This window comes from Cohnella hashimotonis, from assembly GCF_030014955.1.
In the GTDB taxonomy this organism is placed as follows: domain Bacteria; phylum Bacillota; class Bacilli; order Paenibacillales; family Paenibacillaceae; genus Cohnella; species Cohnella hashimotonis.
Window position 1 is genome coordinate 170,939 of the sequence record NZ_JAGRPV010000002.1, and the last position, 24,454, is coordinate 195,392.

Below are 24,454 nucleotides of genomic sequence, written 5' to 3' on the forward strand. Positions count from 1 at the left end.
TCGCGGCGCGGGAAAATCATGAATGAAAAAAATCCCGCCTCCTTTCGGGGAGGCGGGATCGAAACGTCGATCAAATGAGCAGCGTAATGACGAGCAGTTCGTACAGCACGAGCGTCAAGATCGAATTCGCGGCGAAAGGGCCGAAGAAGCGTGCGTCCATGGCGCTCGGCGAGACGGCCAGATGAAGGTGGCAGCCGTCGAGTCCAACGACCGTTCCTTCGTACGTATGCCCGTCGATCGTTTTAACCCGCACATTGCGGTTATGATGGGCGCCGCATACATCCGACAGCTTTTGCCGGAGCTGCTTCGCGCCCGCCACCCAATCCTGATCGGCCTCGTAAATATGCGCGCTGTTGTCCACGGCTTTGTTTTTCGAAGTCATGGTCCATCCTCCCTGGGCTTTGTGTCATCAGCCTATGCGGAGGAAGGCCTAAGGGTGACGAATGCCTGGATGGAGGGACGACGCCGCCTCAGTCCGCGCAGCCGACGGACATCACGGCGCGGTGCCGTTCTCTTTTTTGTTGTAGACGCCGCTGCCGACGCCTTCCTTCAGCTTCTCGTAAACCGTCTTGCCGTCCTCGTCTTTGACTGCCCCGAATGCGGTATTCGCGTACGTGAACACGGTCTCGCGAGTGGCGGCCTTGGTTTTGCTGATCCCTTTGGCGGAAGTAGCGTCCAGGATCCCCTTTTCCAACGCGGCTTTGACGTAAGCGGACGCCCAATCCGTCGTAGACGAATCCGGCTTGATGCCCAGGAACTTGCAAAGAAGGGCCACGGCTTCGGCCGACGTGATATTCCCGTTCGGATTGAACTTGCCGTTGCCGGTGCCGAGCGTGTAGCCGTTGTCTTCGATCAGAGTTTTGGCCGACAAGATATAGCCGCTGTACCAGGAGCCCGGGGCTACGTCGGTGAAGGTAGCTGTCTGAACGGGCGGTTTGGCTTCGCTTTCTAGGCCGAATGCGCGAACCACGATGATGGCTAGCTGTGCCCGAGTAATGTTGTCGCCCAGGTTGAGGTTGCCGTTCTGATCGCCCGAGACGATGCCGGCATCGATCAGCGCCTTGAGCTTGTTCTCTGCCGCCGTCTTGTCAGTCGTAGCCGCGGCTGCGCCGCCGCCGAGCGCGGCCAGCAAGAGTGCGCCTGCCGTTAACGCGGATAAAGCTTGCTTTGTCTTTTTCAAATCAACGCGCCTCCCTTATCGTTTCTGATATGATTATCGGCGCGCGACGCCGAACGTTGCAGGGGGTTTTGAGCGGACAGGAGCGGTCTGGAAGCGAAGGCGACGCATGGATGCGCCGTGGAGGAGACAATGTTATAATGAACGGGCATCTGAACGGATAAAGGAGAGGAACACCATGGGGCGATTGCAAGTCTGCGACCACCCGCTGATTCAGCATAAAGTCACTTTTTTGCGCGATAAAAAGACGGAGACCAAGCAGTTCCGGGAGCTGGTGGACGAGATCTCCACGCTGATGGCGTACGAGGCCACGCGCGACTTTCCGCTCACGACGACGAAGGTGCAGACGCCGGTCGTCGAAGCCGAGGGCAAGATCATCGCGGGCAGGATGGTCGGCCTGATCCCGATCTTGCGCGCCGGCCTGGGCATGGTCGACGGCGTGCTCAAGCTGCTGCCGTCCGCTCGCGTAGGCCATATCGGGCTGTATCGGGACGAGGAGACGCTGCAGCCGGTCGAATACTACGTCAGCTTGCCGACCGACGTCGCGGAACGTGAACTTATCGTACTCGATCCGATGCTCGCGACGGGCGGCTCGGCCAACGCCGCGATCTCGATCCTCAAGCAGCGCGGCTGCAAGCCGACCAAGCTAATGTGCCTTATCGCGGCGCCCGAGGGCGTCAAGGCCGTTCAGGAGGCGCATCCCGAGATCGACATTTTCGTAGCCGCCCTGGATTCGCACCTCAACGAACACGGATACATAGTGCCGGGCCTCGGCGATGCCGGCGACCGGCTGTACGGAACCAAATAAAGCAGAGCTGGGCCTGCGGGAGGTACGGAATAGTGAAACCGATTAAAATCATGTCGATATTCGGCGTGCGCCCCGAAGCGATCAAGATGGCGCCGCTCGTGCTGGAACTGCAAAAATACCCCGGACTGATCGAATCCACCGTCTGCGTAACCGCGCAGCACCGGCAGATGCTCGACCAGGTGCTGGATATTTTCGATATCCGGCCGGACTACGATATGAACGTCATGCAGGTCGGGCAGACGCTGAACGAGATCACGATCCGCGTTTTGCAAGGACTGGAGCCTATTCTGGCCGAAGCCAAGCCCGATATGGTGCTCGTGCACGGCGATACGCTGACGAGCTTCCTGGCGAGCTATGCCGCTTTCCTGCAGCAGATCCAGATCGGCCACGTCGAAGCGGGCCTTCGTACGTGGAACAAGCTTTCCCCTTATCCGGAGGAGATGAACCGGCAGTTGACCGGCGTGCTGGCGGACGCGCACTTTGCGCCGACCCAGTGGTCGGCGGGCAACCTGCGCAAGGAAAGCAAGCCCGAGGACCGAATCTATGTGACCGGCAACACGGTAACGGACGTTTTCCAATATACGGTGAACCCGGATTTCTCGCATCCGGTACTCGACTGGGCAAAGGGCAAACGTCTCGTCCTGATGACGGCACACCGCCGCGAGAACCAGGGGGAGCCGCACCGGCAAATTTTCCGCGCGGTCCGCAAGCTTGCCGAGGCGTACGAAGATATCGCCGTTGTCTACCCTGTGCATCCGAATCCGGCCGTCAAGGGTCCGGCCGAGGAGATTCTGGGCGATCACCCGCGCATCCGGCTGATCGATCCGCTCGACGTCGTCGAACTGCACAATTTTTACAATCACACGCATCTGATCCTGACCGATTCGGGCGGCATTCAGGAGGAGGCGCCTTCGTACGGCGTGCCCGTGCTCGTGCTGCGGGATACGACGGAGCGCCCGGAAGGCGTCGGAGCCGGTACGCTGGAGCTTGTCGGTACGGACGAGCACCTGATTTTCGACAGAGCGAGCGCTCTGCTCACCGATCCGGAATTGTACGAACGGATGAGCCGCGCCGCGAACCCGTACGGGGACGGGCAGGCTTCGCGACGGATCGCGCAAGCGATCCTGCATCATTTTGGCAGGGGAGAACGGCCGTCGGCTTTCGAGGGTTGACGAGCCCGGCGACGGTTAAGCGCAGGGGAGAGAGATCCTTTGGGCGGGCCGTCGCCTTTTGTGCATACGCGAGGTGCCAAATTATGACGGCGAATTTTTCGCCGGATGACGAATCGGCTCGCACGGCTCAAAGAAGGCCGCGTGAATTGTCTACAGCATACAGCGCAACTGTATGGTTTGGACATCGGAAGAATCCAGATTTATCAAGGGTTTGGCGGGCTTGCGTTCACATAATGTTTGAATTTATGCGAATTGACAAATCCCATCGGCCAAGGATACAATATTACCTGAACCATTAGGAAGAAAGGGCTTACTTTAAGTCGAATTTCTTGTTGATGGGATCGAAGGAGCGGATGTCCATGCCCGAATCCGAACGAAAACCGCCTCTGCCGCCGGACGAGAATCCGTGGCGCGCAGCCGGGCTCGTAACCGCTATCGGTGTCGAACTGGCCGTGTGCGTAGGCCTGGGCTGGTGGGTCGGATCCGTCGTTGACGGCAACCGCGGCACCTCAACTTGGTATCTGGTCGGGCTTATCGTCGGCCTCGTCGCCGGCATCGGTTCGGCTGTGGGCCTCATTCGGAAGTTCGCCGTCAAGGGAAGGGGCAAATGATGGACGATTTGCCTGCTCTGATGAAGAAGGTTTCCCGCATTACGTTCTTTTTTTTGTCCATGGGATGTCTGGGGTGGGTGGTATTGCCCGCTTACAAGACTGTCTTCGGAGGGTTCCTGATCGGTGCGATCGGCAGCTTGCTCGTCGCGTGGCATTTGGCTTGGAAGACCGTTCGGATCGGCGAAGCCGCGTCCGGCGGAAGAAGACCCCGCTCGGGGTTCGGCTTCCTTTCCCGCGCTGCGTTGGCCCTGCTCGCCGCATTTGTGTCGGTTCGCCTGCTCGAGTTCAATCTCCCGGCTACCGTAGCGGGATTAATTGCGGCGCCGTTGGCAACACTCCTACTGGGTATCTTGTCCAGACGCCGCCAAGGCGGCCACGCCACCGATGAAAGGGGTGAAAAGCACTAACATGGATCACTTAGCGCCAATCGTCATTCTCGGCGGTGTGAAGTTCGACCTTGCGGCTATCATAATGGTCATCGTGACCAGCGTCGTCGCATTTGTACTCGCGCGCCTGTCCGTACGCAACCTGTCCGTGGACAATCCCGGCAAGCTGCAGAACTTCATGGAATGGGTCGTCGAGTTCGTCAGCAACATCATCGGGATGGCGACAGACTTCAAGCGGGGTCGCGTCTACCTGAGCCTCGGTCTTACGCTGATCATCTACATTTTCATCGGCAACATGCTCGGCCTTCCGTTCAACTTCATTACCGAAGCGCACGGTCACGCGACGTTCCTCGGAATGGATCTGTTCATGAACGGCGAGGAGGAAGCCCACTTCGCATGGTGGAAGTCTCCTACGGCAGACGCCGCTATGACAATGGGTCTCGCCCTCACTGTGATCGTAATCTCGCACATTCAGGGATTCCGCCACAACCGCAAGCATTATCTCAAGCATTACTTCGAGCCGTGGCCGTTCTTCTTTCCGATCAACCTGATCGAGACGGTGGCCAAGCCGCTGACGCTGGGTCTCCGGCTGTTCGGCAACATCTACGCCGGCGAAGTCATGATCGGCGTTATCCTTGGCATGGGCTGGGTCGGGATTCCGGCGCTGCTCGTCTGGCAGGGCTTCAGTATATTCGTAGGCGCCATCCAAGCGTTCGTATTTACGATGCTGACCATGGTTTACATCGGTCAGGCTAGCATTCACGAAGAAGATCATTAATCTCAAAGTACCCAATTCGAGGAGGATATTCACAAATGGAAATTTATGCTCTGTTAGCAGCTGCAATCGTGTTCGGCCTTGGCGCGCTCGGCGCCGGTATCGGTAACGGTCTGATCTTCTCCAAGACGGTCGAGGGCATCTCCCGCCAGCCTGAGCTGCGCGGCGCCCTGCAAACGACGGCTTTCATCGGCGTAGGTCTGGTAGAAGCACTGCCGATCATCTCCCTCGTCCTCGCGTTCATCTTCATGGCGAAGTAAGCAATTTCATCTATAACGTTAGGCGCGGAGAGCCATCTGCCTCCACGCCTTCCTTATGCAAGAGGACGCAATTCGGATTTGATCGACAGTTTTTGGGTGAAAGGAGTGGCTATCGTTGACCATCACATGGACCAACTTTTTTGTTCAAGTCATCGCATTCGGCATCCTGTATCTGCTGTTGTCGAAGTACGCCTTCGGTCCGCTGTTCGGCATTATGGAAAAGCGCCGTCAGCTTGTCAAAGAGCAGATCGACACGGCCGAGCGCAACCGCTCCGAGAGCGAACGTTTCCTCGAAGAGCAGAAGCAATCGCTGCAGCAAGCACGCAAGGAAGCCTATGATATTATCGAGCAAGCGAAGTCGACCGGCTCCAAGCAAGCCGACGACATCATCTCCGCGGCGCGCGGCGAATCGAGCCGCCTGAAGGAAGAAGCGGTACGCGACATCGAAGCCGAGAAGAACAAGGCGATCGCTTCGCTCAAATCCGAAGTCGGCGGCCTGTCCGTTCAGATCGCCAGCAAGATCCTCGAGAAGCAAGTCGATGCGGGCGCCCAAGGCGAACTGGTCGATCAATATCTCAAAGACGTAGGTAAGAAGTCATGAGCCGCGGCACGGTCGTAGCCAAACGATACGCCAGAGCGCTCTTCGATCTGGCGAGCGAGCAAGACGCGGTAGCCGGCACGGAGAACGAACTGAAGCTGGTCGCGGACGCGATCGAAGCGAACGCGGACTTGCGCGTTTTTCTGTCGGCCCCGAACATCACGCTGGACAAGAAAATCGCGCTGCTGCGCAGCACGTTCGGCGACAACGTCTCCCAGATCGTGCTGAACACGGTCAGCCTGCTGGTCGAACGCGGTCGCGAGACCGAGATTCCGTCCGTGCTGGACGCGTACATGTCGGTCGCCGGAGGCGTCCTCGGACGCGCCGACGCCGTGGTCACCTCGGCCAAGCCGCTCACGCCCGAACAATCCGAAGAGATCGCGACTAGCTTCGCCGCGGTCATCGGCAAAAAGGTTCGCGTTATCGGCGAGGTCGACGAGTCGCTGATCGGCGGCATTACGGTCCGCATCGGCGACACGCTCTACGACGGCAGCCTGCGCGGCAAGCTGAACCGTCTGTCCAAAGAACTTCAAACGAGTCTGTAATATACGCATGTATCTTGTAAGTAGGAGACAGGGGTGAACGAATTGAGTATCCGTCCTGAAGAAATCAGCACGCTGATCAAGCAGCAGATTCAGAACTATCAATCCGATATCCAAGTCGTTGACGTCGGTACCGTCATCACGGTCGGCGACGGCGTCGCTCGCGTCCACGGATTGGAAAAAGCGATGGCCGGCGAGCTGCTTGAATTCTCGAACGGCGTCGTGGGCATGGCCCTCAACCTCGAAGAAGACAACGTCGGTGTCGTCATCTTGGGCCCGTACACCGGCATTCGCGAAGGCGACCAAGTCAAGCGTACCGGCCGCATCATGGAAGTGCCGGTCGGCGAAGCGATGCTCGGCCGCGTAGTCAACGCACTGGGTCAGCCGGTCGACGGCAACGGTCCGATCGCAACGACGAAGTTCCGCCCGATCGAATCCCCGGCTCCGGGCGTTATGGCCCGTAAGTCCGTATTCGAGCCGATGCAAACCGGCATCAAGGCAATCGACGCGATGATCCCGATCGGCCGCGGCCAACGGGAACTCATCATCGGCGACCGCCAGACCGGCAAGACGACGATCGCGATCGATACGATCGTCAACCAAAAGGGCAATGGCGTTATTTGTATCTACGTCGCCATCGGCCAGAAGCAATCGACCGTCCGTACAGTCGTTGAGTCCCTCCGCCGTCAAGGCGCGCTGGACTACACGATCGTCGTTACGGCGAGCGCATCCGAGCCGTCCCCGCTGCTCTACATCGCGCCTTACACCGGCTGCGCCATGGGCGAAGAATTCATGTACAACGGCAAGCACGTCCTGATCATCTATGATGACTTGACCAAGCAAGCCGCAGCATATCGCGAGCTGTCCCTGTTGCTCCGCCGTCCTCCGGGCCGCGAAGCTTATCCGGGCGACGTATTCTACCTGCACTCCCGTCTGCTGGAGCGCGCAGCCAAGCTGAACGACGAGCTCGGCGGCGGATCGCTCACCGCGCTGCCGTTCATCGAGACCCAAGCCGGCGACATCTCGGCTTACATCCCGACGAACGTCATCTCGATCACCGACGGTCAGATCTTCCTCGAGTCCGACCTGTTCTACTCCGGTCAGCGTCCGGCCGTCAACGTCGGTAACTCGGTATCCCGCGTAGGTTCGTCCGCGCAGACGAAGGCGATGAAGAAGGTCGCGGGCACGCTCAAGACCGACCTCGCCCAATACCGCGAGCTGGCTGCGTTCGCAGCGTTCGGTTCCGACCTTGACAAGGTCACGCAATCCCGTCTCGACCGCGGTATCCGCACCCTCGAGATTCTGAAGCAAGGCATCAACGTACCGATGCCGCTGGAGCGCCAAGTCGTCTCCCTGTACCTGGTCACCAAAGGCCACGCCGACAGCGTGCCGGTACAAGACGTTCGCCGCTTCGAATCCGAGTTCCTGAGCTATCTGGATGCGCAGCGCCCCGAGATCCTGGCGTCCATCCGCGATACGAAGGATATTTTGCCCGATAACGACAAGGCGCTCGTCGAAGCGATCGGCGCCTTCAAGAAGAGCTTCGCTACGACCGCTTAAGCTTGGATAGCGAAGGCTTCGGCCATAGAAGCTTCCGCGCCGCCGCGCGACCGCGAGGTCGCCCGGCGCGGACAATAAGGTGGTGACATGAATGGCTAAAGGGATGCGCGAGATTAAGCGTCAGATCAAGAGCACGCAGAACATGAAGCAGATCACCAAGGCGATGGAGCTCGTCGCGGCGGCGAACCTCAAGCGCGCGCAGAATGCGGCGCTCGCGGGCCGGCCTTATGCCGACAAGCTCAAGGAAGTCGTCTCGAGCATTGCAGGCGGCGGCGGCAGCGTCAAGCACCCGATGCTCCAAACCCGAGAGGTGAAGAAGACTGCATATGTGATCTTTACGTCCGACCGCGGTCTGGCCGGCGGTCTCAACAGCGGTCTGCTCAAGAAGTTCGTGGACACGCTCAAGAGCAAGCACAAGTCCAAGGCGGAGTACGATCTGTTCGTCATCGGACGCAAAGGCCGCGACTACCTGAAACGCCGCGATTACGCGATCGTCCAGGACGTCATCGGCGTGCCCGACTCGCCGAAGTTCGCCGACGTGAAGGCAATCGCGGCGGCGGCCGTAGGCGGGTTCGAGCAAGGGACGTACGACGAGGTCCATCTCGTCTACAACCGGTTCATCAACGCGCTTACGCAACTGCCGACGGTCAAGCAATTGCTGCCGCTGGACGCTTCTGCGCTCGGCGCGACGAAGCAAGCCGGACCGAGCGCAGGCTACGAATACGAGCCGTCTCCGGAAGCGGTGCTGGACGTCCTGCTGCCGAAGTACGCGGAAACCCTGGTCTACAGCGCGCTGCTGGAGAACAAGGCGAGCGAGTTCGGTTCGCGGATGACGGCAATGAGCAACGCGACCAAGAACGCCACCAAACGGATCAACGAGCTGACCCTGACGTACAACCGCGCACGTCAAGCGGCCATTACGCAGGAAATCGCTGAGATCGTCGGCGGCGCAAACGCATTGAGCTAAACTTTCGCTCGTGGCGGCCAGGCCGCCCGCGAAGCGAAGGATACGGATATAGACTGAAGTTACAGGAGGGACACGAATGAGCAAGGGGCGCATTGTCCAGGTCACGGGCCCGGTCGTCGACATCGAGTTCGACAACGGCCATCTGCCGGACATCCTCAACGCAATCCAAATTCATCAGACCGGCGAACGCGAAGTCAAGCTGACGGTCGAAGTCGCGCAGCATCTGGGCGACAACATGGTCCGCACGGTCGCCATGTCTTCGACGGACGGTCTCATCCGCGGTACGGAAGCCGTCGATACAGGCGCGCCGATCACGGTACCGGTCGGACCGGCGACGCTCGGCCGCGTATTTAACGTGCTGGGCGACCCGATCGACAACGCCGGTACGGTCGACCGCACGATCGCGAATCCGATTCACCGCCAGGCGCCTCCTTTCGAAGAGCTCTCCACCTCGCAAGAGATCCTGGAGACGGGCATTAAGGTCATCGACCTGATGGCGCCTTACGCCAAGGGCGGTAAGGTCGGCCTCTTCGGCGGCGCAGGCGTCGGCAAGACGGTTACGATGCAAGAGCTCATCCACAACATCGCTCAGGAGCACGGCGGTATCTCCGTATTCGCAGGCGTAGGCGAGCGTACGCGCGAAGGTAACGACTTGTACCACGAAATGAGCGACTCCGGCGTTATCGCGAAGACCGCAATGGTGTTCGGCCAAATGAACGAGCCTCCGGGCGCGCGTCTGCGCGTCGCGCTGACGGGTCTGACGATGGCCGAGTACTTCCGCGACGAAGAAGGACGCGACGTACTGCTGTTCGTCGACAACATCTTCCGCTTCACGCAAGCCGGCTCCGAAGTATCCGCCCTCCTTGGCCGGATGCCGTCCGCGGTAGGTTACCAGCCGACGCTGGCTACCGAAATGGGTCAACTGCAAGAACGGATCACCTCGACGAAGAAGGGTTCCGTTACCTCGATCCAAGCGATCTACGTACCGGCGGACGATTATACCGACCCGGCTCCGGCTACGGCGTTCGCTCACTTGGACTCGACGACGAACCTCGAGCGGAACATCGCGGCGATGGGTATCTTCCCGGCCGTCGACCCGCTGGCATCGTCCTCCCGCGTTCTGGCGCCGGAAGTCGTCGGCGAAGAGCACTATGCCGTCGCGCAAGGCGTCAAGAAGCTGCTTCAACGCTATAAGGAACTGCTCGATATCATCGCTATCCTCGGTATGGACGAACTGTCCGAGGACGACAAGCTCGTCGTTCTGCGCGCGCGTCGCGTCCAACTGTTCCTGTCCCAGCCGCTGCACGTTGCCGAAGCCTTCAACGGCATGCCTGGCGTATACGTGCCGGTTAAAGATACCGTTCGCAGCTTCAAAGAGATCCTTGAAGGGAAGCATGACGATCTTCCGGAACCGGCGTTCCATAATGTCGGCTCGATTGAAGGCGCAGTCGAGAAGGCGAAGAAGCTCGCTCAAGGGCTCTAATCCGCTTTTGATGGAGGTATCGATATGAGCACCTTACGTTTGGAGATCGTCACCCCCGAGCGGACTGTCTATGACAAGGACGTCAACATGGTTGTCGCCCGCGGCGTGGACGGGGATCTGGGCATCATGCCGCATCACATCCCGCTGGTGACGCCGCTCAAGATCGCGCCTGTCAAGGCGAAGATCGGGAACACCGATGAGTTTATCGCGGTTCACGGCGGCTTCATGGAAGTCCGCAAGGATAAGGTCGTCATCCTGGCCGAATCCGCGGAGCTCGGCGGCGACATCGACGTCCACCGTGCGCAGCAAGCCAAGGAGCGCGCGCAGGACCGTTTGAACCACAAGCAAACCGAGGTCGACCACAAACGGGCCGAGGCTGCGCTGCAGCGCGCGCTCACCCGGATTCGGGTCGGCGGCGGAGAATAGCCTTACCTAATCGCCGGGAGGCGGCACCTGTTCGCAGGGAGCCGCCTCCCGGCGATTTCTGCGTTTTTTACACTGGCGGTCGTTGGACGTATACTTAAAAGAAGCCATCAAGAGGAAAGGCGGACAACTGCGTCATGGAAGATATCGTCATCGTAGGAGCCGGGCCTTGCGGTCTGTCTGCCGCGGCCGAACTGCAGGACAAGGGCTACAACCCGTTAATATTCGAAAAGGAAAATGTCGGGTATTCGATCTCCCGTTACCCGGTCAATATGCAGTTTTTCAGCACGGCGCCGATGCTTGAGATCGCGGGCGTGCCGTTTATCACGCCGAACGACAAGCCATCCCGCCTGGAGGCGCTGAATTATTATCGCATCGTATCCGAGAGACGGGAGCTGCGGATTCGCCGCTATGAAGCCGTCACCGCCGTCGAACGGGACGGCGACGCGTTCCGCGTCATGTCGGTGGGCAGATCCGGGCAGCCTGCCATTACGCATGCCCGCAAGGTCGTCATCGCGACCGGGTACTTCGACCATCCGAACCGGATCGGCATTCCGGGCGAGGATCACGCGCATGTGAGCCATTTTTTCACCGAAGCGCATCCGTACGCGGGGACGCGTGTCGTCGTTATCGGCGGCAGCAACTCCGCCGTCGACGCGGCGCTGGAGATGGAGCGCGTAGGCGCGAAGGTGACGGTGGTGTACCGGGGAGAATCGGTATCCGCCAACATTAAGCCTTGGGTGCGCCCGATTTTCGACAGCTATGCGGCAAAAGGGCGAATCGATCTGCGGCTTCAGAGCCGAGTCGTGGAGATCGGCTACGACCAGGTCACGATAGAAAGCGTGCGCGCTGCGGATTCGGCTGACGGCCGGCCAGAGGCCGTCAAGGAAACGCTGCCTGCAGACTTCGTGCTGGCGCTGACGGGTTTTCGTCCGGATCGGGCTTTCCTGCGGTCGATGGGCGTCGAGGCGCCGGATGGGATCATCCCGCCGACGCACGATCCGGAGACGATGGAGACCAACGTACCCGGACTCTACCTCGCAGGCGTCGTCTCGACGGGCCGCGATGCCAACGAAATCTTTATCGAAAGCGGACGTTATCACGGTCGTAAAATCGCGGAGCACCTGGCCTCTTTGCGGACGGTTTAGAGCGGTTTTGAGGCACGCCTGCTTGAAGAACGCCCTTCCCGGGTAAATTAGGAGAGCAAGCTTATCCAATCGGGAGGGATTCACATGCCTAAGATCCAGAACAATCTCAATCAAAATCTGGCGGACTGGAGCGTCATTTACTTTAAGCTGCATCACTTCCACTGGTACGTGAAGGGGCCGCACTTCCAGACGCTTCACTTAAAGTTCGAAGAGCTGTACGACTTCGCGGCGCTCTCGCTGGACGAGGTGGCTGAGCGTATCCTCTCGATCGGCGGCAAGCCGGCTTCCACGATGAAGGAATACCTGTCGCTCACGAAGGTGAAGGAAGGCGGCGACGAGACGAAGGACGTCGACATGGTCAAGGCCGTCATCGACGACTTTATCCTGCTGACCAACGGATTGAACGAAACGCTGGAGCTGGCCGACGAAGCCGGCGACGCGCCGACGGCGGACTTGCTCACGAAGCAAGTCGAAGCGCTGCAGAAGCACATCTGGATGCTGAGCGCGACAGCCGGAATCAACGTGCCGACCAAAGTGAAGGCTTAAAAGCATAGGATATTTATAGAAGAATCCCGTTCGCAGGATTAATTTCCGGTGGACGGGATTTTTTTGTTTAGGCGCGCGATTATGTGGCGGTCATTACAGATTCAGTGGCCGCTTATGGCGATAATTGTGAATGTAGTCGCATATATTCGCCATTTTTCCAATTTTATAATAGTAATTGCGGCATCTTAACATAGCAAATGACCGTGCAAAGGCACTTATTTTAGGTAGGGATTGGGAGTGCGAGTATGATTCGAAAATTTGGATTTACGCTGTTGGCGGCGCTATTGCTGCTGCTGCCGGTATCGGCTGCGTTCGGCGGGGAGGCGCACGCGGCCTCTTCGTCGCGGATCGCGGTGATCAAGCAGCTGAGCGGAGACGTGCAGGTGCAAAAAGCGGGCGGCTCGAAGCTGTTCAAGGCGTTCGCGAAGCTGAGCCTGAACCAGGGGGACAAGCTGATCACGGGGAGCAAAGGATCGGCGGTGCTGCAGTTCTCGAACGGGACGTCGGAGGACGACAAGTTCACGGTCGGGGAGAACGCGACGCTGACGTTTTCGAAGCTGTCGGACAAAAAGGGCACGGTGACGAAGGTCAGCATGCTCAAGGGAACGGCCTGGGTGGACGTAAAGTCGATCAAGAGCCAGGACGACGACTTCAAGCTGGAGACGCCGACGGCGATCATGGGCGTGCGCGGCACGGCGTTCCTGGTGCGAGTCAATCCGGAGACAGGCGGTACGAATACGTCGGTCATGTCGGGCATCGTGCGGTTTACGTCCGAGAATGCGGAGAAGACGGGGAGCGAGAGCGGAGAGAGCCCCGGCAAGACCGGCACATCGGGCGGGTCCAAGACGATCGATCTGTATCCGACGCAGCAGCTCTCGCTCGATTCGACGAGCGGTACCGATCTGGGCGAGCTGACGACGCTTGTGGACATCGAGGAAATCGTCAAAAACGCTTCTCCGGCACTCATCGAAGCGATTCTGCGCAGCAAGGAGAAGATCGACGAGGAGAATCGGCAGACCGTCGAGAAATTCAAACAAAGCGGCGTGCCTGCGGGGCTGCAGCAGCAGCTGGAGCAGTTTATCCAGAACACGCAGGAGCTGCTGGGGGTCATCGCCAAGCAGGCGATCGACCAGAAGAAGATGGACGAGCAGCAGATCAAGAAGATCGAAGAGCAGGAAAAAACGTCGTTCGGGCTGGACAAAGATCAGCTGAGCCAGCTTAGCGATAAGGAAAAGTCAAAGCAAGAAAAGGCAAAGCAGCTGGCCGAGGAAGCCGCGAAGAAAAAAGCGGCCGAGGAAGCGGCCAAGCTAAAGGAGCTTGAGCAGCGGCTGGCGGGGCAAATGCAGACGATCGAAGCGTCCAAGCTGGCGCAAGCGGAAGCGAACCGCAAGTCTGCGGCCGAGGCGGCGGCGAAGGCCGAAGCGGCGCTGCTCGCCGCAATGACCCCCGTTCAGCAGCAGCAATACAGCAAGGACAAGGCGGGCAACTACGGGACGTCTCTCCCGACGCCGACGCCACCAAGGGAGACGGGACCGACGCCGACGCCGGGTTCGGACAATGCGCGCCTGAACGGATTGGGGCTGCCGACGGGCATTTCGCTAAGCCCGACGTTTAATCCGGATATTCTAGCCTATACCGTCAGCGTCGGAGGCGCCGTCTCCTTCCTGGACGTTACGCCTTCCTTGAATGAGCCGGGCGCGAAGCTGACCGTCAACGGTATGGATTGGACGGGCGGAGCCGCTCACATTCCGCTTGCTTATGGAGATAACGAGATTCAGCTTCACGTAACGGCAGCTAATGGCACGTCGAGCCGGATTTACAAGATTAAGGCGACGCGCCAATTGCTTGACAGTGCCGACATCGAGATCGCGGGCGGCCTGCCGCTTCATATTGACTTTACGGCCGCGAATCCCGCTACGACATTCGACGTGCCTGCGAATACGGCATCGCTGACGCTGAAGCTGCCGGTCGCCCAAGCGCCGTCAGTGACCGTCAACGGGCAGTCCGTGCCCCCGACCGGCGCAGGGCTGGCTTCGCTCGTCTATGTCGCGGCCGATTCGGCCTGGACCTACAGCATCCCGCTGCAGCCGGGCTCCAATACGATCGTTATTCAAGCGCAGATCGGTAACGCGACAAAGACCTACCAGCTGATCGCTAACAGGGCGGCGACGCTAACGGCAGAGAGCTTTTCGATAGAGACGAATGCCAACACGCCGGTCAACGGCATTTTGCGAAGCCATGGCAGCCGTGGAGCCGTGAGTTACGAGATCGTCGCCGCAAGCGAACACGGCGAAGCGACGTTAAATGCGGCCGACTCCAGTTCCTTCAGCTATACGCCGGACGATGACTTCTCGGGCATGGACAGCTTCCAGTTCAAGGCCATGTCGAACGGGGAAGAATCGGCGCCCGCGACCGTATTTATATGGGTCAAACCTCTTGATATCGAACTGAAAGGTTTGGTGTCTTTGGGCATTGCTTGGGGAGAAGCGCCCATCGAGCCGATGCTTCTTTACAGCTTTAAGGACGGATCGTACGTAAGCAAGTCCTATGGCCTCTTCGTGCCGGAGGAAGAGGACAGACAACTGAGTATGCAATTTCAGTTCGATCCGGCCGTCGTCTCTGACGCAAGGCTGACGGTCAGCGAGGAGACGATCCAACAAGAGGAAGACGGCTCGTTATTCGGAAGCATGCCGATGGACGATCCTGTCGTCAGCGTCAGACTCTCCTATTCCGTAACCGAAGGCGGTACGACAACGGATTATGAAGTCTACTACATCGCGGTCAAGCAGCAGCAATGGGCTGCGAATCTGATGACGGACGGCAGGGCTGCAGTTCATCTGGTGCCTGCCGGGGGCGGCAATTATACGGTGTCGGTTCGGGGAAAGGACCAGAATCTGATGCTTCGCAGCAATAGCTTCGATATGTTGGTCGAATCCGACGTTTGGGTTTACGAGGCGGATCCGCTCAATCCCGGCGGCGCCGGAAATCGAGTGAAGGCCGTACGGAATGCCGAAGGCTACTATATCGTGCCGTTGTCGCCTGGATGGAACGTTGCGGAGATTCGGACGTATTACCCCGGCCACGAAGGAACGGCAAAAGAAGGCGTCGTTCACATCTGGAGAGGAGACGGCTTGCCGGACGGTTACGATATGGCGAGCATCATAGGGACGCCTGTGCAGTACCCTGCGGAGGCCTCCGCGGCGCCGGTCGAATTCATCCGCGACGCGTCGCAGCAGACCGTATATCGGGCAGCGATGCCAGTCGATTCAGTAGCCGTGAACGTCAAGCCCATACCGGGTTCGGGCATGAAAATCGATGCCGTCTATCAAGGGGGATATACATCCTTTGATCGCGTGAGCCAAACCCCCGAAGGCTCAGGGCGTTACCCATTACAGTTGTACGGCGATTGGGCGAACTATGGCTTCGTCGTCGTACGCCCGATCTCCGGTGACGGCCCGCCCTTGGCGTACACGCTGGCGTTTGAACCGGACATGACGACGGACGTTCAGGCCAGCATCGCATACAAGCAGGACGGCGAGCAGCGCGAGGCCGAGCTCGACAGTTTTGCCGGCAGTCTTCACGCCATGCTGAACGACGCCCCGGGACAAAGCGACTTCAAACTTTATGTAAACGGCGCTGATCCGGATTCGTCCGTTCGGATCAACGATGTCGAAGTCCCCTATGACGAGACGGAATCCAGCTTCACGTACCCGTTTGCGCCTGCTGACGGAGACAACGCCTTTTTGATCGAAATGACGGACTCGTACGGAAGGCATGCGAGCATCGACCTTCATCTTTATTACGGTTCGCTAGCGTTGAATCCTGTGGGACTGGCCTCTTGGAGCGCGCAAAGTTCGCACGGCGAAGAGCCTGCCACAGAATCCTCCTTGGTTTACGAAGGGCAGAAGCGATTCCGTCTGATCGTGCCGGAGGCGCATGATCTGCTTGATCTGCGTTGGGTAACGGACGAAGGTACGACGGAAGCGGTCGTCCTGGGGCCTTATGGCGCAGGGGGGACGGGCCGTTATGTCGGGGCGCTTCCTATGGGACGAAGCGAATACACGGTCATAGTCAGGGATGAGCAAGGGAGCCGGCTCGATTACGATCTCGTTGTATATCGTGGGGCGCCTGTCTATCCTAGGTTGATCTATACCGGATGGGGCTCCAGCATGGTGTTCGCCTACAATGAAGCGACTGGCCGTTATGAAGCGAACCTGGACGATTTTCCGGAAAGGATGTGGATCGGTCTGGGCATGCCTGCAGGCGGGGAAGCCGTCGTAAAGGTAGGAGACGTCCCCTACGCTCCGAACAGCGACGGGCTTTATACACTGACGCCGGAGCCCGGGACGAGCGAGATCGTCATGCAGGCGACCGGATTGTTCGAGGGTGCAGCCTGGTCTTGCAATCTCGTGATCAAGCGAGCCTCCGAGTAAAAAGATAGATGCGACCCGCCAGAAAATCTCCCGCCTTCCTCCTATGGAGAGCGGGAGATTTTTTTACAAGAAACGTGCTTAATTTTTACGAAGATCTCGCTTGATAAATCGACAAAAAATGCTAATTTTACGATATAATCAAATAGCTTGTTTCATTGATTTCTTGCATTGACAGCTACATAGATAGCGTTCAAGTACTTAGAAAAGTAGGAGTGAAGTTCATGTATCGAAAGTTGAGCATGTACCTGTTGGCGGCGCTATTGCTGCTGCTGCCGGTATCGGCTGCGTTCGGCGGGGAGGCGCACGCGGCTTCTTCGTCGCGGATCGCGGTGATCAAGCAGCTGAGCGGAGACGTGCAGGTGCAAAAAGCGGGCGGCTCGAAGCTGTTCAAGGCGTTCGCGAAGCTGAGCCTGAACCAGGGGGACAAGCTGATCACCGGGAGCAAAGGATCGGCGGTGCTGCAGTTCTCGAACGGGACGTCGGAGGACGACAAGTTCACGGTCGGGGAGAACGCGACGCTGACGTTTTCGAAGCTGTCGGACAAAAAGGGCACGGTGACGAAGGTCAGCATGCTCAAGGGAACGGCCTGGGTGGACGTAAAGTCGATCAAGAGCCAGGACGACGACTTCAAGCTGGAGACGCCGACGGCGATCATGGGCGTGCGCGGCACGGCGTTCCTGGCGCGAGTCAATCCGGAGACGGGCGGTACGAATACGTCGGTCATGTCGGGCGTCGTGCGGTTTACGTCCGAGAATGCGGAGAAGACGGGAAGCGAGAGCGGAGAGAGCTCCGGCAAGACCGGCTCGTCGGGCGGGTCCAAGACGATCGATCTGTATCCGACGCAGCAGCTCTCGCTCGATCCGACGAGCGGTACCGATCTGGGCGAGCTGACGACGCTTGTGGACATCGAGGAGATCGTCAAAAACGCTTCTCCGGCACTCATCGAAGCGATTCTGCGCAGCAAGGAGAAGATCGACGAGGAGAATCGGCAGACCGTCGAGAAATTCAAACAAAGCGGCGTGCCTGCGGGGCTGCAGCAGCAGCTGGAGCAGTTTATCCAGAATACGCAGGAGCTGCTGGGCGTCATCGCCAAGCAGGCGATCGACCAGAAGAAGATGGACGAGCAGCAGATCAAGAAGATCGAAGAGCAGGAAAAAACGTCGTTCGGGCTGGACAAGGACCAGCTGAGCCAGCTTAGCGATAAGGAAAAGGCAAAGCAAGAAAAGGCAAAGCAGCTGGCCGAGGAAGCCGCGAAGAAAAAAGCGGCCGAGGAAGCGGCCAAGCTGAAGGAGCTTGCGGACAAGATTAACGCCGCGGCGCTCAAGGCCATCGAGGCGGCCAAGCAGGCGCAGATCGAGGCGAACAGATTGGCGGCGGAAGCGGCCAAGCGAAAAGCCGAGGAAGAGCTGCTGAAAAAGCTGAACGAGCAGCAGAAGCAGCAGTATGAGACGGACAAGGCGAATAACAACGGCACCGGTCCAGCCGCCACGCCGACGCCGATTAGCAACGATCCTGCCAATGCGAATCTCGGTTCGCTCAGCCTGTCGGGCGCGACGATCAGTCCTTCCTTCGACGCGGGCGTTATGTCGTACACGGCCAGCGTCGAGAGCAGCCGGACAAGCATCGTCGTCGGGGCGAGCGTACAGAGCGGTACTGCTTCGCTCACGATCAACGGGCAGACGCCGAACGGCGGGCAGCGTACCGTTAACCTTGCCTACGGCGCAAACGAGATTACGATCCTCGTCACCGCGCAGAACGGCGCCAGCAAGTCCTACAAGGTCACCGTCACGCGGCAGATGCTGAACAACGTTAGCGTCGTGTTCCCTGGCGCCGAAGGGATTAACATCGACTTCAACTCGACAACCGCACCGGCCCCGCTGAGCATTCCGAGCGGCACGAGCAACCTGACGCTGGTCGTTCCCGTGACCGGCCCGGAGCTGGACATCGCGGTCAACGGCCAGAACGTCGAGCCGGAGCCGATGTTCACGGCGGCGCGTACGGTGCTGCCGGACCAGATCGCCTGGCGGTACAACATTCCGCTGGCGCAACAAACCAATGAGATCGTCATTCAAGCGACGATCGACGGCGTCGTCATGTCGTACAAGCTGACCGCGGTCCGGTCGATGACGAACGAGACGGCCGTGCAGAGCGTTACGGCGACCGGAACGGACGGAACGACCGCTTACGAAGTCGTTTCCGGCAGCGGCGGCTGGACGGTCAAGGTACCGTCCGATACGTCGGCGATCAAGCTGAAGATCAATACGATCAACGCGACTGCGAAGGTGTTGCTAGGAACCAACGAGTACGCCTCGGGCGCGGAAATTCCTTATACGATCGTAAATACGAGCGTGCCGTTTACGGTGCGCGCCGCCGACGGCGCCACGCAGAAGATGTACGCCATTACGATTCAGCGCCTGCCTTCGTCCAACGCTACGCTGAGCGGACTGACGCTGTCCGCGGGGACGTTGAGCCCGACGTTCGCCAGCGGGACGACGAACTATACGGCGAGCGTAGGCAACGCGGTAACGAGCATCGCGGTGACCCCGACGGCGGCAAACGGCGCGGCGACGATCAAGGTCAACGACGCGGCCGTAACGAGCGGCAGCGCGAGTGCCGGGATCCCGCTGAGCGCGGGCTCCAATCAGATCACGGTCGAAGTTACTGCGCAGAACGGCGATAAACAGAAATATACGATCATGGTCACGCGCGAAAACTCGGCTTTGGCCACGCCGACGTTTAACCCGCCGTCAGGCGCGGTCGCTTTCGGCACGCCAGTAACGATCTCTTCGGATGGCGCCGAGCATATTTATTACACGACGGACGGAAGCACGCCCGCGACCGGCGTCACGGGCGCGACCAAGGAGTATTCGGCCAGCAGCAAGCCGACCATCGACGCCGCGGGCACGATCAAGGCCATCGCGACGCGTGCGGGCTATCCGAACAGTCCGGTCGGCAGCGCGAGCTATACGCAGGCGGCGAGCGCGGATCTGACGGAGCTTGCGCTGAGCGGATCGGTTAGCGGGTTCTCGTTTGTTAAAACCACGTATAACTACGCTGATGTGTTGGCTTCCAGCGATACATCCAGTCTGACCGTAAATGCGCAAGGCGGCGGCACTGTGACCGTAAATGGAACAGTGGTCGTAAGCGGCCAAAACTCGCAGGCTATCGATCTCGTGGCGGGAGTACCAAAGACCATAACGATCGTCACAACGGAAAGCGGCAAGTCGCCCAAGACCTATGTCATCGTCGTGACGCGTTCGGCTGACAGCAACGCAATGCTGAGCGGATTATCCGTATCTGCGGGCACGTTGTCTCCGGGCTTCAAGAGCAGCGTCAACGAGTATACAGTAAGTGTGCCGTACACGACGACGACGATAAAAGTGACGCCGACCGTTGCGGCGGGAACCTCTACGATCAAAGTCAACAATCAAAGTGCGGCTAGCGGAAGCGAGACCGGAGAACTTTCATTAAGCGTGGGTCAAAATACGGTTGCTGTGGAGGTAACGTCCCAAAGCGGGTTTAAGCAAAGTTACGTCATTCTGGTAACGCGACAGCCCGCTTCGCAAGACTCGACGCTGAGCAGCTTAACCATTTCGGACGGGACGCTTACGCCGCCGTTTAGCGCTTATACCAAGGACTATACGCTTTCGGTTCCCTACTCTAGAAGCGAATTGGTGATTAACGCGACAGCCAGTTCTCCGTTCGCTACACTGACAGGCGACGGGCTTCATGCGTTGGCGGTAGGCGAAAATAACTTAAAAGTCGTCGTAACGGCGCAAAACGGCACGACTGTGTCCGAATACAAGATTGTCGTTACGCGGGAAGGGAATTCTGCGGTATCGACGATTGAAGGCGTAACATCCTGGACGGATGCGCGAAGCGACAATCAAGCAGTCGCTTGGCACGAAGGTCGGGATTACATGTTTGAGAAAGTATTCTACGCCGAGCTGCCGGATACATCCGTCTCCCTGAGTTCGAACCTGATCTTCGACGAGACGGTAACTTATGCCTCGCTAAGAAAAGAATACAGCGATGATTTAATCGCTGGCTATGACGGCGATGCTTCCCGCTCGATGGCGGTTGATTTCGGTACGCTTGAAGAAGGGGACAACGTCTTTATTCTCGAGATTACAAGGGAATACGACGAAGAATCCAATGAGACGGACGAGTACACGATCGATATTAAGGTTGGCGAGTCTCGCCAAGCATTGGCTATGGTGTATGCATACCTGGATTCGGGCCAAGAGTCAGCGACCTTGCCTGTCAGTCATAACGGCACGTACGATTACACCATGATCTTGCCGGCTCCGAATGCGAGTTTCCGGGTGTACCTCACACCTGAAAACGTCACTTCGGAACTCGAGGCCGAGGGATACGGCATTGAAATGGGGATGTTTTTTGCCGGAGCGAATTCCCTACAATATGGCTGGAACGAGATCGTTGTCAAGATGAAGGACATTGCCGGGAATCCGGCTGCCCAAGACACGATCATTAACGTATGGCGGCCTTCTGAGGAAAGTGAGTCCGGTCCCGATTCTCTGAAGCTGTCGCTTAGCGAGATGGCGTTCGAAAACGACGGCCAATCTTTCTATGCCGAAAGCCAAGGCGGCTTCGGATTTTACAGTGTGACAGCTCATGGCACGAACGCAGATATTTCGTTCACTCCGCTCCTTGTCGATCCTCAATCGGAACTCCTTGGCATCTATGTCGTGAACAACGAGGATGGGCAAACGGAGCTTCCGTCTAACGGAGAAGGCCAGTACAGCTTTGGTTTGGAGTTGGGCGACAACGTCGAGATCGTGGTCAAGGACTCGGAAGGGCACAGGTTCAGGCATCGCATTCATATTTCTCATACGCTAACGGAACCGGAGTCATTGCTGCCTACAGGCATCGAGGCTTGGAGCGTCCAAGGTTTCGAAGTTAAAAAAGATCAATACATCCGCGATGACTACTATAACTTTTCATTGTCGGAAACGTATGAAAGTCCCCAAATGAACTTGGTATTTGATCCGGAGATCTATAGCGGCGCTGCTCTTTATAGCGGCACAGGGTTCGGAGCGACATCTCAAGATCCGGTCGCCTCATGGGGCGAATCGGAGGAGACGGCTCAAACCATTAACGGAATCGTCTCCGGCTATAATGATTACACGCTAGAGTTATATCCTGCGGGAGAAGAAGAGGGGAGCGTCTCCTACACGGTGACGATCGGTAACGGTTCCGCTTCCATTTACGGGATGTCGTTATTGAAGACGTATAACGGTGGAGACTTCCCCGTCGAGGCAGGCTGGACGAATACCGGCAGCGAAGCGGTGCCCGTCTATCAAGCCTATCTCTACAGCTCATTTAGTTATTTAAGGCTGGATATGCAATTCGATTCGAGTCTCGTATCCGATGCGACCCTCGAAGAAATCGACGCAGATTCGCCAATCGAATTGAGGAAGTATAAAGAGGGCGGTTATTATTTGTTCGACGCGTATCAAGTACCCGACGGACTCCGCCACCTGAAACTGTCCGTTACCGAAACGGATGGCGTGACCAAGCACGAATACGATCTATACGTGCACTTCGATCCACAGGATAACGGCGTTGCCAGCGTAATTTCCAACGTTGCCGGCTGGCCTGTCTCTTGGACAAGAGTCGAAGGAACTGAAGAAGAGACCAGCGAAGGTTATGTTCAGCGCCAATATGCGGTATTGCCTGCCGGCGACATTAATCCGACCCTGGATTGGAGTATGACGCTGGTCAGTAACTATTGGCTGGAAGAGTATTATGAAGTTGAGGAAGCTTCCATCGATGGCCAATCAAGCGCCGTTCAAGTAAATGAATCAGGTATGCAAGCACAAGGTCAGCTGGCGCTGACGCCGGGTTATCACGATATCAGGATCAAATATAAGAAGCTTTCCCCGATGTCCGAAGAGAGCGCTACGCATTACATCAGGGAATGGATCGTCTTTGTGGGCGCCCCGTCGCAAATGAGTTACGCGCCGGAAGCTGGACTAGACGGGGAGCGCGTGACGTTAACGCAGGATGAGTCTCATGGATTAGAGCCCATTCCGTTGGATGGAGAAGGACTCAGTTACTGGGCGGACGTGGATTACAACGTAGAAGGCGTTATACTGCAAGTTGCCGCGTATTCTCCATACAGCCGTGTTGATGTCGAATTCATGCAAGAGCGTCCGAATGAACTGAGCGAAGGTCGATATTATTTATCGAGCTTAAGCGAGGGCGACAACGAAGTCAGCATTAAAGTCACCGATCCTACGGGTACGGTTGAGCAGACCTACACGCTGATCATATATAAGGCTGAGTTTGGAGGCGGCGAAGAACCGTCTGCGCCTCCCGCCCAGCTCAGCGGCCTGCGAATCGGCAGCGAAATGGTGTCTGTAGATCAAGGACAATACGATTATACCGTCTATCTTCCGTACGGAGCGCCCGAGTCGATGGTGGTGCATGCCGTCGCCGCCGACCAGGATCATATGAGTTTGACCGTTAACGGCGAGCCTTGGTTATGGGATGACGACAACGAAGCGCATGCGCTCGCACCGAACGAAGCCGGGGAATACGAGCTCGAAGTCAGTTCCGGTGATGGGTCCTACACAACCAGCGTCTATCATATTCATGTGGAGCGGTTGTTGACGGAAGCCGCCAAGATCAATGGAGACGTACCGGTCTCATGGACATCCGCAGGAAGCGATGTTTGGAATTCGGGTGCACTCGAGATGGAGGATGGCGACTGGTTAAGCATGAATTTCGGCAAGCCCGACGGATACCATCTGTTCTTTGAGACGGACGGATCCGAATTCGATGCAGAGCAGCAGCGCTGGTATCCGGATAGCGGTGTTAACAAGCTTACGGTGGAAGTCAAATGGGATGGGAAAGATACCGCTGCCGCTACGTACCAGTTCGTAGTTTATAATTGGAACTCTGTCGTTGTAACGAATATGACGGCGGGCACAAACCCGGACCGTATGAGAGCGATTAAGTGGAAAAATACTTATTATGCAACACTGCCGTCCAATTGGTTTGCGTCCTCCGAGTCGCCTCAAGTGAAAATCAGCACGCTGGAAGGGCAGGAAGTTTCTAATCTTGTCGGTTGGGACTTCACGAATTCCATCTACGAAGGCACTCTTACGCATAATGATTCGGCGAATCATTCGGTCACGCGGGCAGTCGGCGTGTTCGCGCCTGTCGGTATGCCATTGTTCCAGGCCAGATTTCAGGGCGGGAGCTTTGAATGGACGACTGAGTCAATTGCCCGCTTCTTTTACGGAAATGACGAGAGGCCAGGTGCCTATTTCTGGTCGAACGACAATACGATGATACCGACCGGCGTCGAGCTGCGAGTCTCTCAATTGTCGGGTAACATCCAGATTTATGCGATGGATGACGACGATCAGCCGCTGGCGCGTACGGGAGTCAACGAAGATTGGCATTGGAGCCTCCCCCTGAGCTGGCTGGAGTCGGACGGGGATGTTCAAACCTACAAGGTTGTCGTTCAGCAGAGCGGTCGGACTGCTGTTTATCTATTGAGTTTTGGTGCAGGTTCTAGCCCAACGGCTTAAATA

Annotated in this window: 18 protein-coding genes; 16 read left to right on the forward strand and 2 right to left on the reverse strand. The window is 57.9% G+C overall.

The features are described 5' to 3' along the window. Nucleotides 1–70: 70 nt before the first annotated feature. Complete coding sequence (locus tag KB449_RS35300) at nt 71–382, reverse strand: acetyl-CoA acetyltransferase (protein ID WP_282913109.1); 312 nt, start codon at nt 380–382, stop codon at nt 71–73. Between the two features lie 111 nt (nt 383–493). Further along, nucleotides 494–1,180 (reverse strand): S-layer homology domain-containing protein, encoded by a 687-nt coding sequence (locus KB449_RS35305; protein WP_282913110.1) that lies wholly within the window; start codon nt 1,178–1,180, stop codon nt 494–496. A 175-nt stretch (nt 1,181–1,355) separates the two neighbouring features. On the opposite strand from KB449_RS35305, the gene upp reads away from it, so the two are divergent. The 16 genes from upp (at nt 1,356) to KB449_RS35385 (ending at nt 24,451) form a co-directional block, all read left to right on the forward strand. Beyond that, complete coding sequence (gene upp / locus KB449_RS35310) at nt 1,356–1,985, forward strand: uracil phosphoribosyltransferase (RefSeq protein WP_282913111.1); 630 nt, start codon at nt 1,356–1,358, stop codon at nt 1,983–1,985. A gap of 32 nt (nt 1,986–2,017) precedes the next feature. Beyond that, nucleotides 2,018–3,157 (forward strand): non-hydrolyzing UDP-N-acetylglucosamine 2-epimerase, encoded by a 1,140-nt coding sequence (wecB, locus tag KB449_RS35315; RefSeq protein WP_282913112.1) that lies wholly within the window; start codon nt 2,018–2,020, stop codon nt 3,155–3,157. A gap of 359 nt (nt 3,158–3,516) precedes the next feature. After that, nucleotides 3,517–3,768: an AtpZ/AtpI family protein gene (locus KB449_RS35320; RefSeq protein WP_282913113.1), complete on the forward strand. Its 252-nt coding sequence runs from the start codon at nt 3,517–3,519 to the stop codon at nt 3,766–3,768. Further along, the gene (locus KB449_RS35325) at nt 3,765–4,175 is read left to right on the forward strand and encodes an ATP synthase subunit I (protein WP_282913114.1); all 411 of its coding nucleotides are present in this window, start codon (nt 3,765–3,767) and stop codon (nt 4,173–4,175) included. The genes KB449_RS35320 and KB449_RS35325 overlap by 4 nt, the downstream gene beginning before the upstream one ends. A 1-nt stretch (nt 4,176) precedes the next feature. Beyond that, nucleotides 4,177–4,932 (forward strand): F0F1 ATP synthase subunit A, encoded by a 756-nt coding sequence (gene atpB / locus KB449_RS35330; RefSeq protein WP_277568219.1) that lies wholly within the window; start codon nt 4,177–4,179, stop codon nt 4,930–4,932. Between the two features lie 35 nt (nt 4,933–4,967). Beyond that, complete coding sequence (gene atpE, locus KB449_RS35335) at nt 4,968–5,189, forward strand: F0F1 ATP synthase subunit C (protein ID WP_090116173.1); 222 nt, start codon at nt 4,968–4,970, stop codon at nt 5,187–5,189. A gap of 115 nt (nt 5,190–5,304) precedes the next feature. Beyond that, nucleotides 5,305–5,790: a F0F1 ATP synthase subunit B gene (gene atpF, locus KB449_RS35340; RefSeq protein WP_282913115.1), complete on the forward strand. Its 486-nt coding sequence runs from the start codon at nt 5,305–5,307 to the stop codon at nt 5,788–5,790. Further along, nucleotides 5,787–6,332, forward strand: a complete 546-nt coding sequence (locus KB449_RS35345; protein WP_282913116.1) for a F0F1 ATP synthase subunit delta — start codon at nt 5,787–5,789, stop codon at nt 6,330–6,332. The genes atpF and KB449_RS35345 overlap by 4 nt, the downstream gene beginning before the upstream one ends. A 42-nt stretch (nt 6,333–6,374) precedes the next feature. Then, nucleotides 6,375–7,889, forward strand: coding sequence for a F0F1 ATP synthase subunit alpha (gene atpA / locus KB449_RS35350; protein WP_277534577.1), 1,515 nt, complete (start codon nt 6,375–6,377; stop codon nt 7,887–7,889). 91 nt (nt 7,890–7,980) lie between these two features. Next, nucleotides 7,981–8,856 (forward strand): ATP synthase F1 subunit gamma, encoded by an 876-nt coding sequence (gene atpG / locus KB449_RS35355; RefSeq protein ID WP_282913117.1) that lies wholly within the window; start codon nt 7,981–7,983, stop codon nt 8,854–8,856. 76 nt (nt 8,857–8,932) lie between these two features. Continuing rightward, nucleotides 8,933–10,339, forward strand: a complete 1,407-nt coding sequence (gene atpD, locus KB449_RS35360; protein WP_282913118.1) for a F0F1 ATP synthase subunit beta — start codon at nt 8,933–8,935, stop codon at nt 10,337–10,339. Nucleotides 10,340–10,363: 24 nt separating this feature from the next. Then, nucleotides 10,364–10,765 (forward strand): F0F1 ATP synthase subunit epsilon, encoded by a 402-nt coding sequence (locus KB449_RS35365; RefSeq protein WP_282913119.1) that lies wholly within the window; start codon nt 10,364–10,366, stop codon nt 10,763–10,765. 134 nt (nt 10,766–10,899) lie between these two features. Further along, complete coding sequence (locus tag KB449_RS35370) at nt 10,900–11,910, forward strand: YpdA family putative bacillithiol disulfide reductase (protein ID WP_282913120.1); 1,011 nt, start codon at nt 10,900–10,902, stop codon at nt 11,908–11,910. 84 nt (nt 11,911–11,994) lie between these two features. Beyond that, nucleotides 11,995–12,456 (forward strand): Dps family protein, encoded by a 462-nt coding sequence (locus tag KB449_RS35375; RefSeq protein WP_282913121.1) that lies wholly within the window; start codon nt 11,995–11,997, stop codon nt 12,454–12,456. 245 nt (nt 12,457–12,701) lie between these two features. Beyond that, entirely contained in the window at nt 12,702–16,889 is a 4,188-nt protein-coding gene (locus tag KB449_RS35380; RefSeq protein ID WP_282913122.1) for a cadherin-like beta sandwich domain-containing protein, read from the forward strand. 221 nt (nt 16,890–17,110) lie between these two features. Further along, nucleotides 17,111–24,451: a cadherin-like beta sandwich domain-containing protein gene (locus KB449_RS35385; protein WP_282913123.1), complete on the forward strand. Its 7,341-nt coding sequence runs from the start codon at nt 17,111–17,113 to the stop codon at nt 24,449–24,451. Nucleotides 24,452–24,454: the final 3 nt, after the last annotated feature.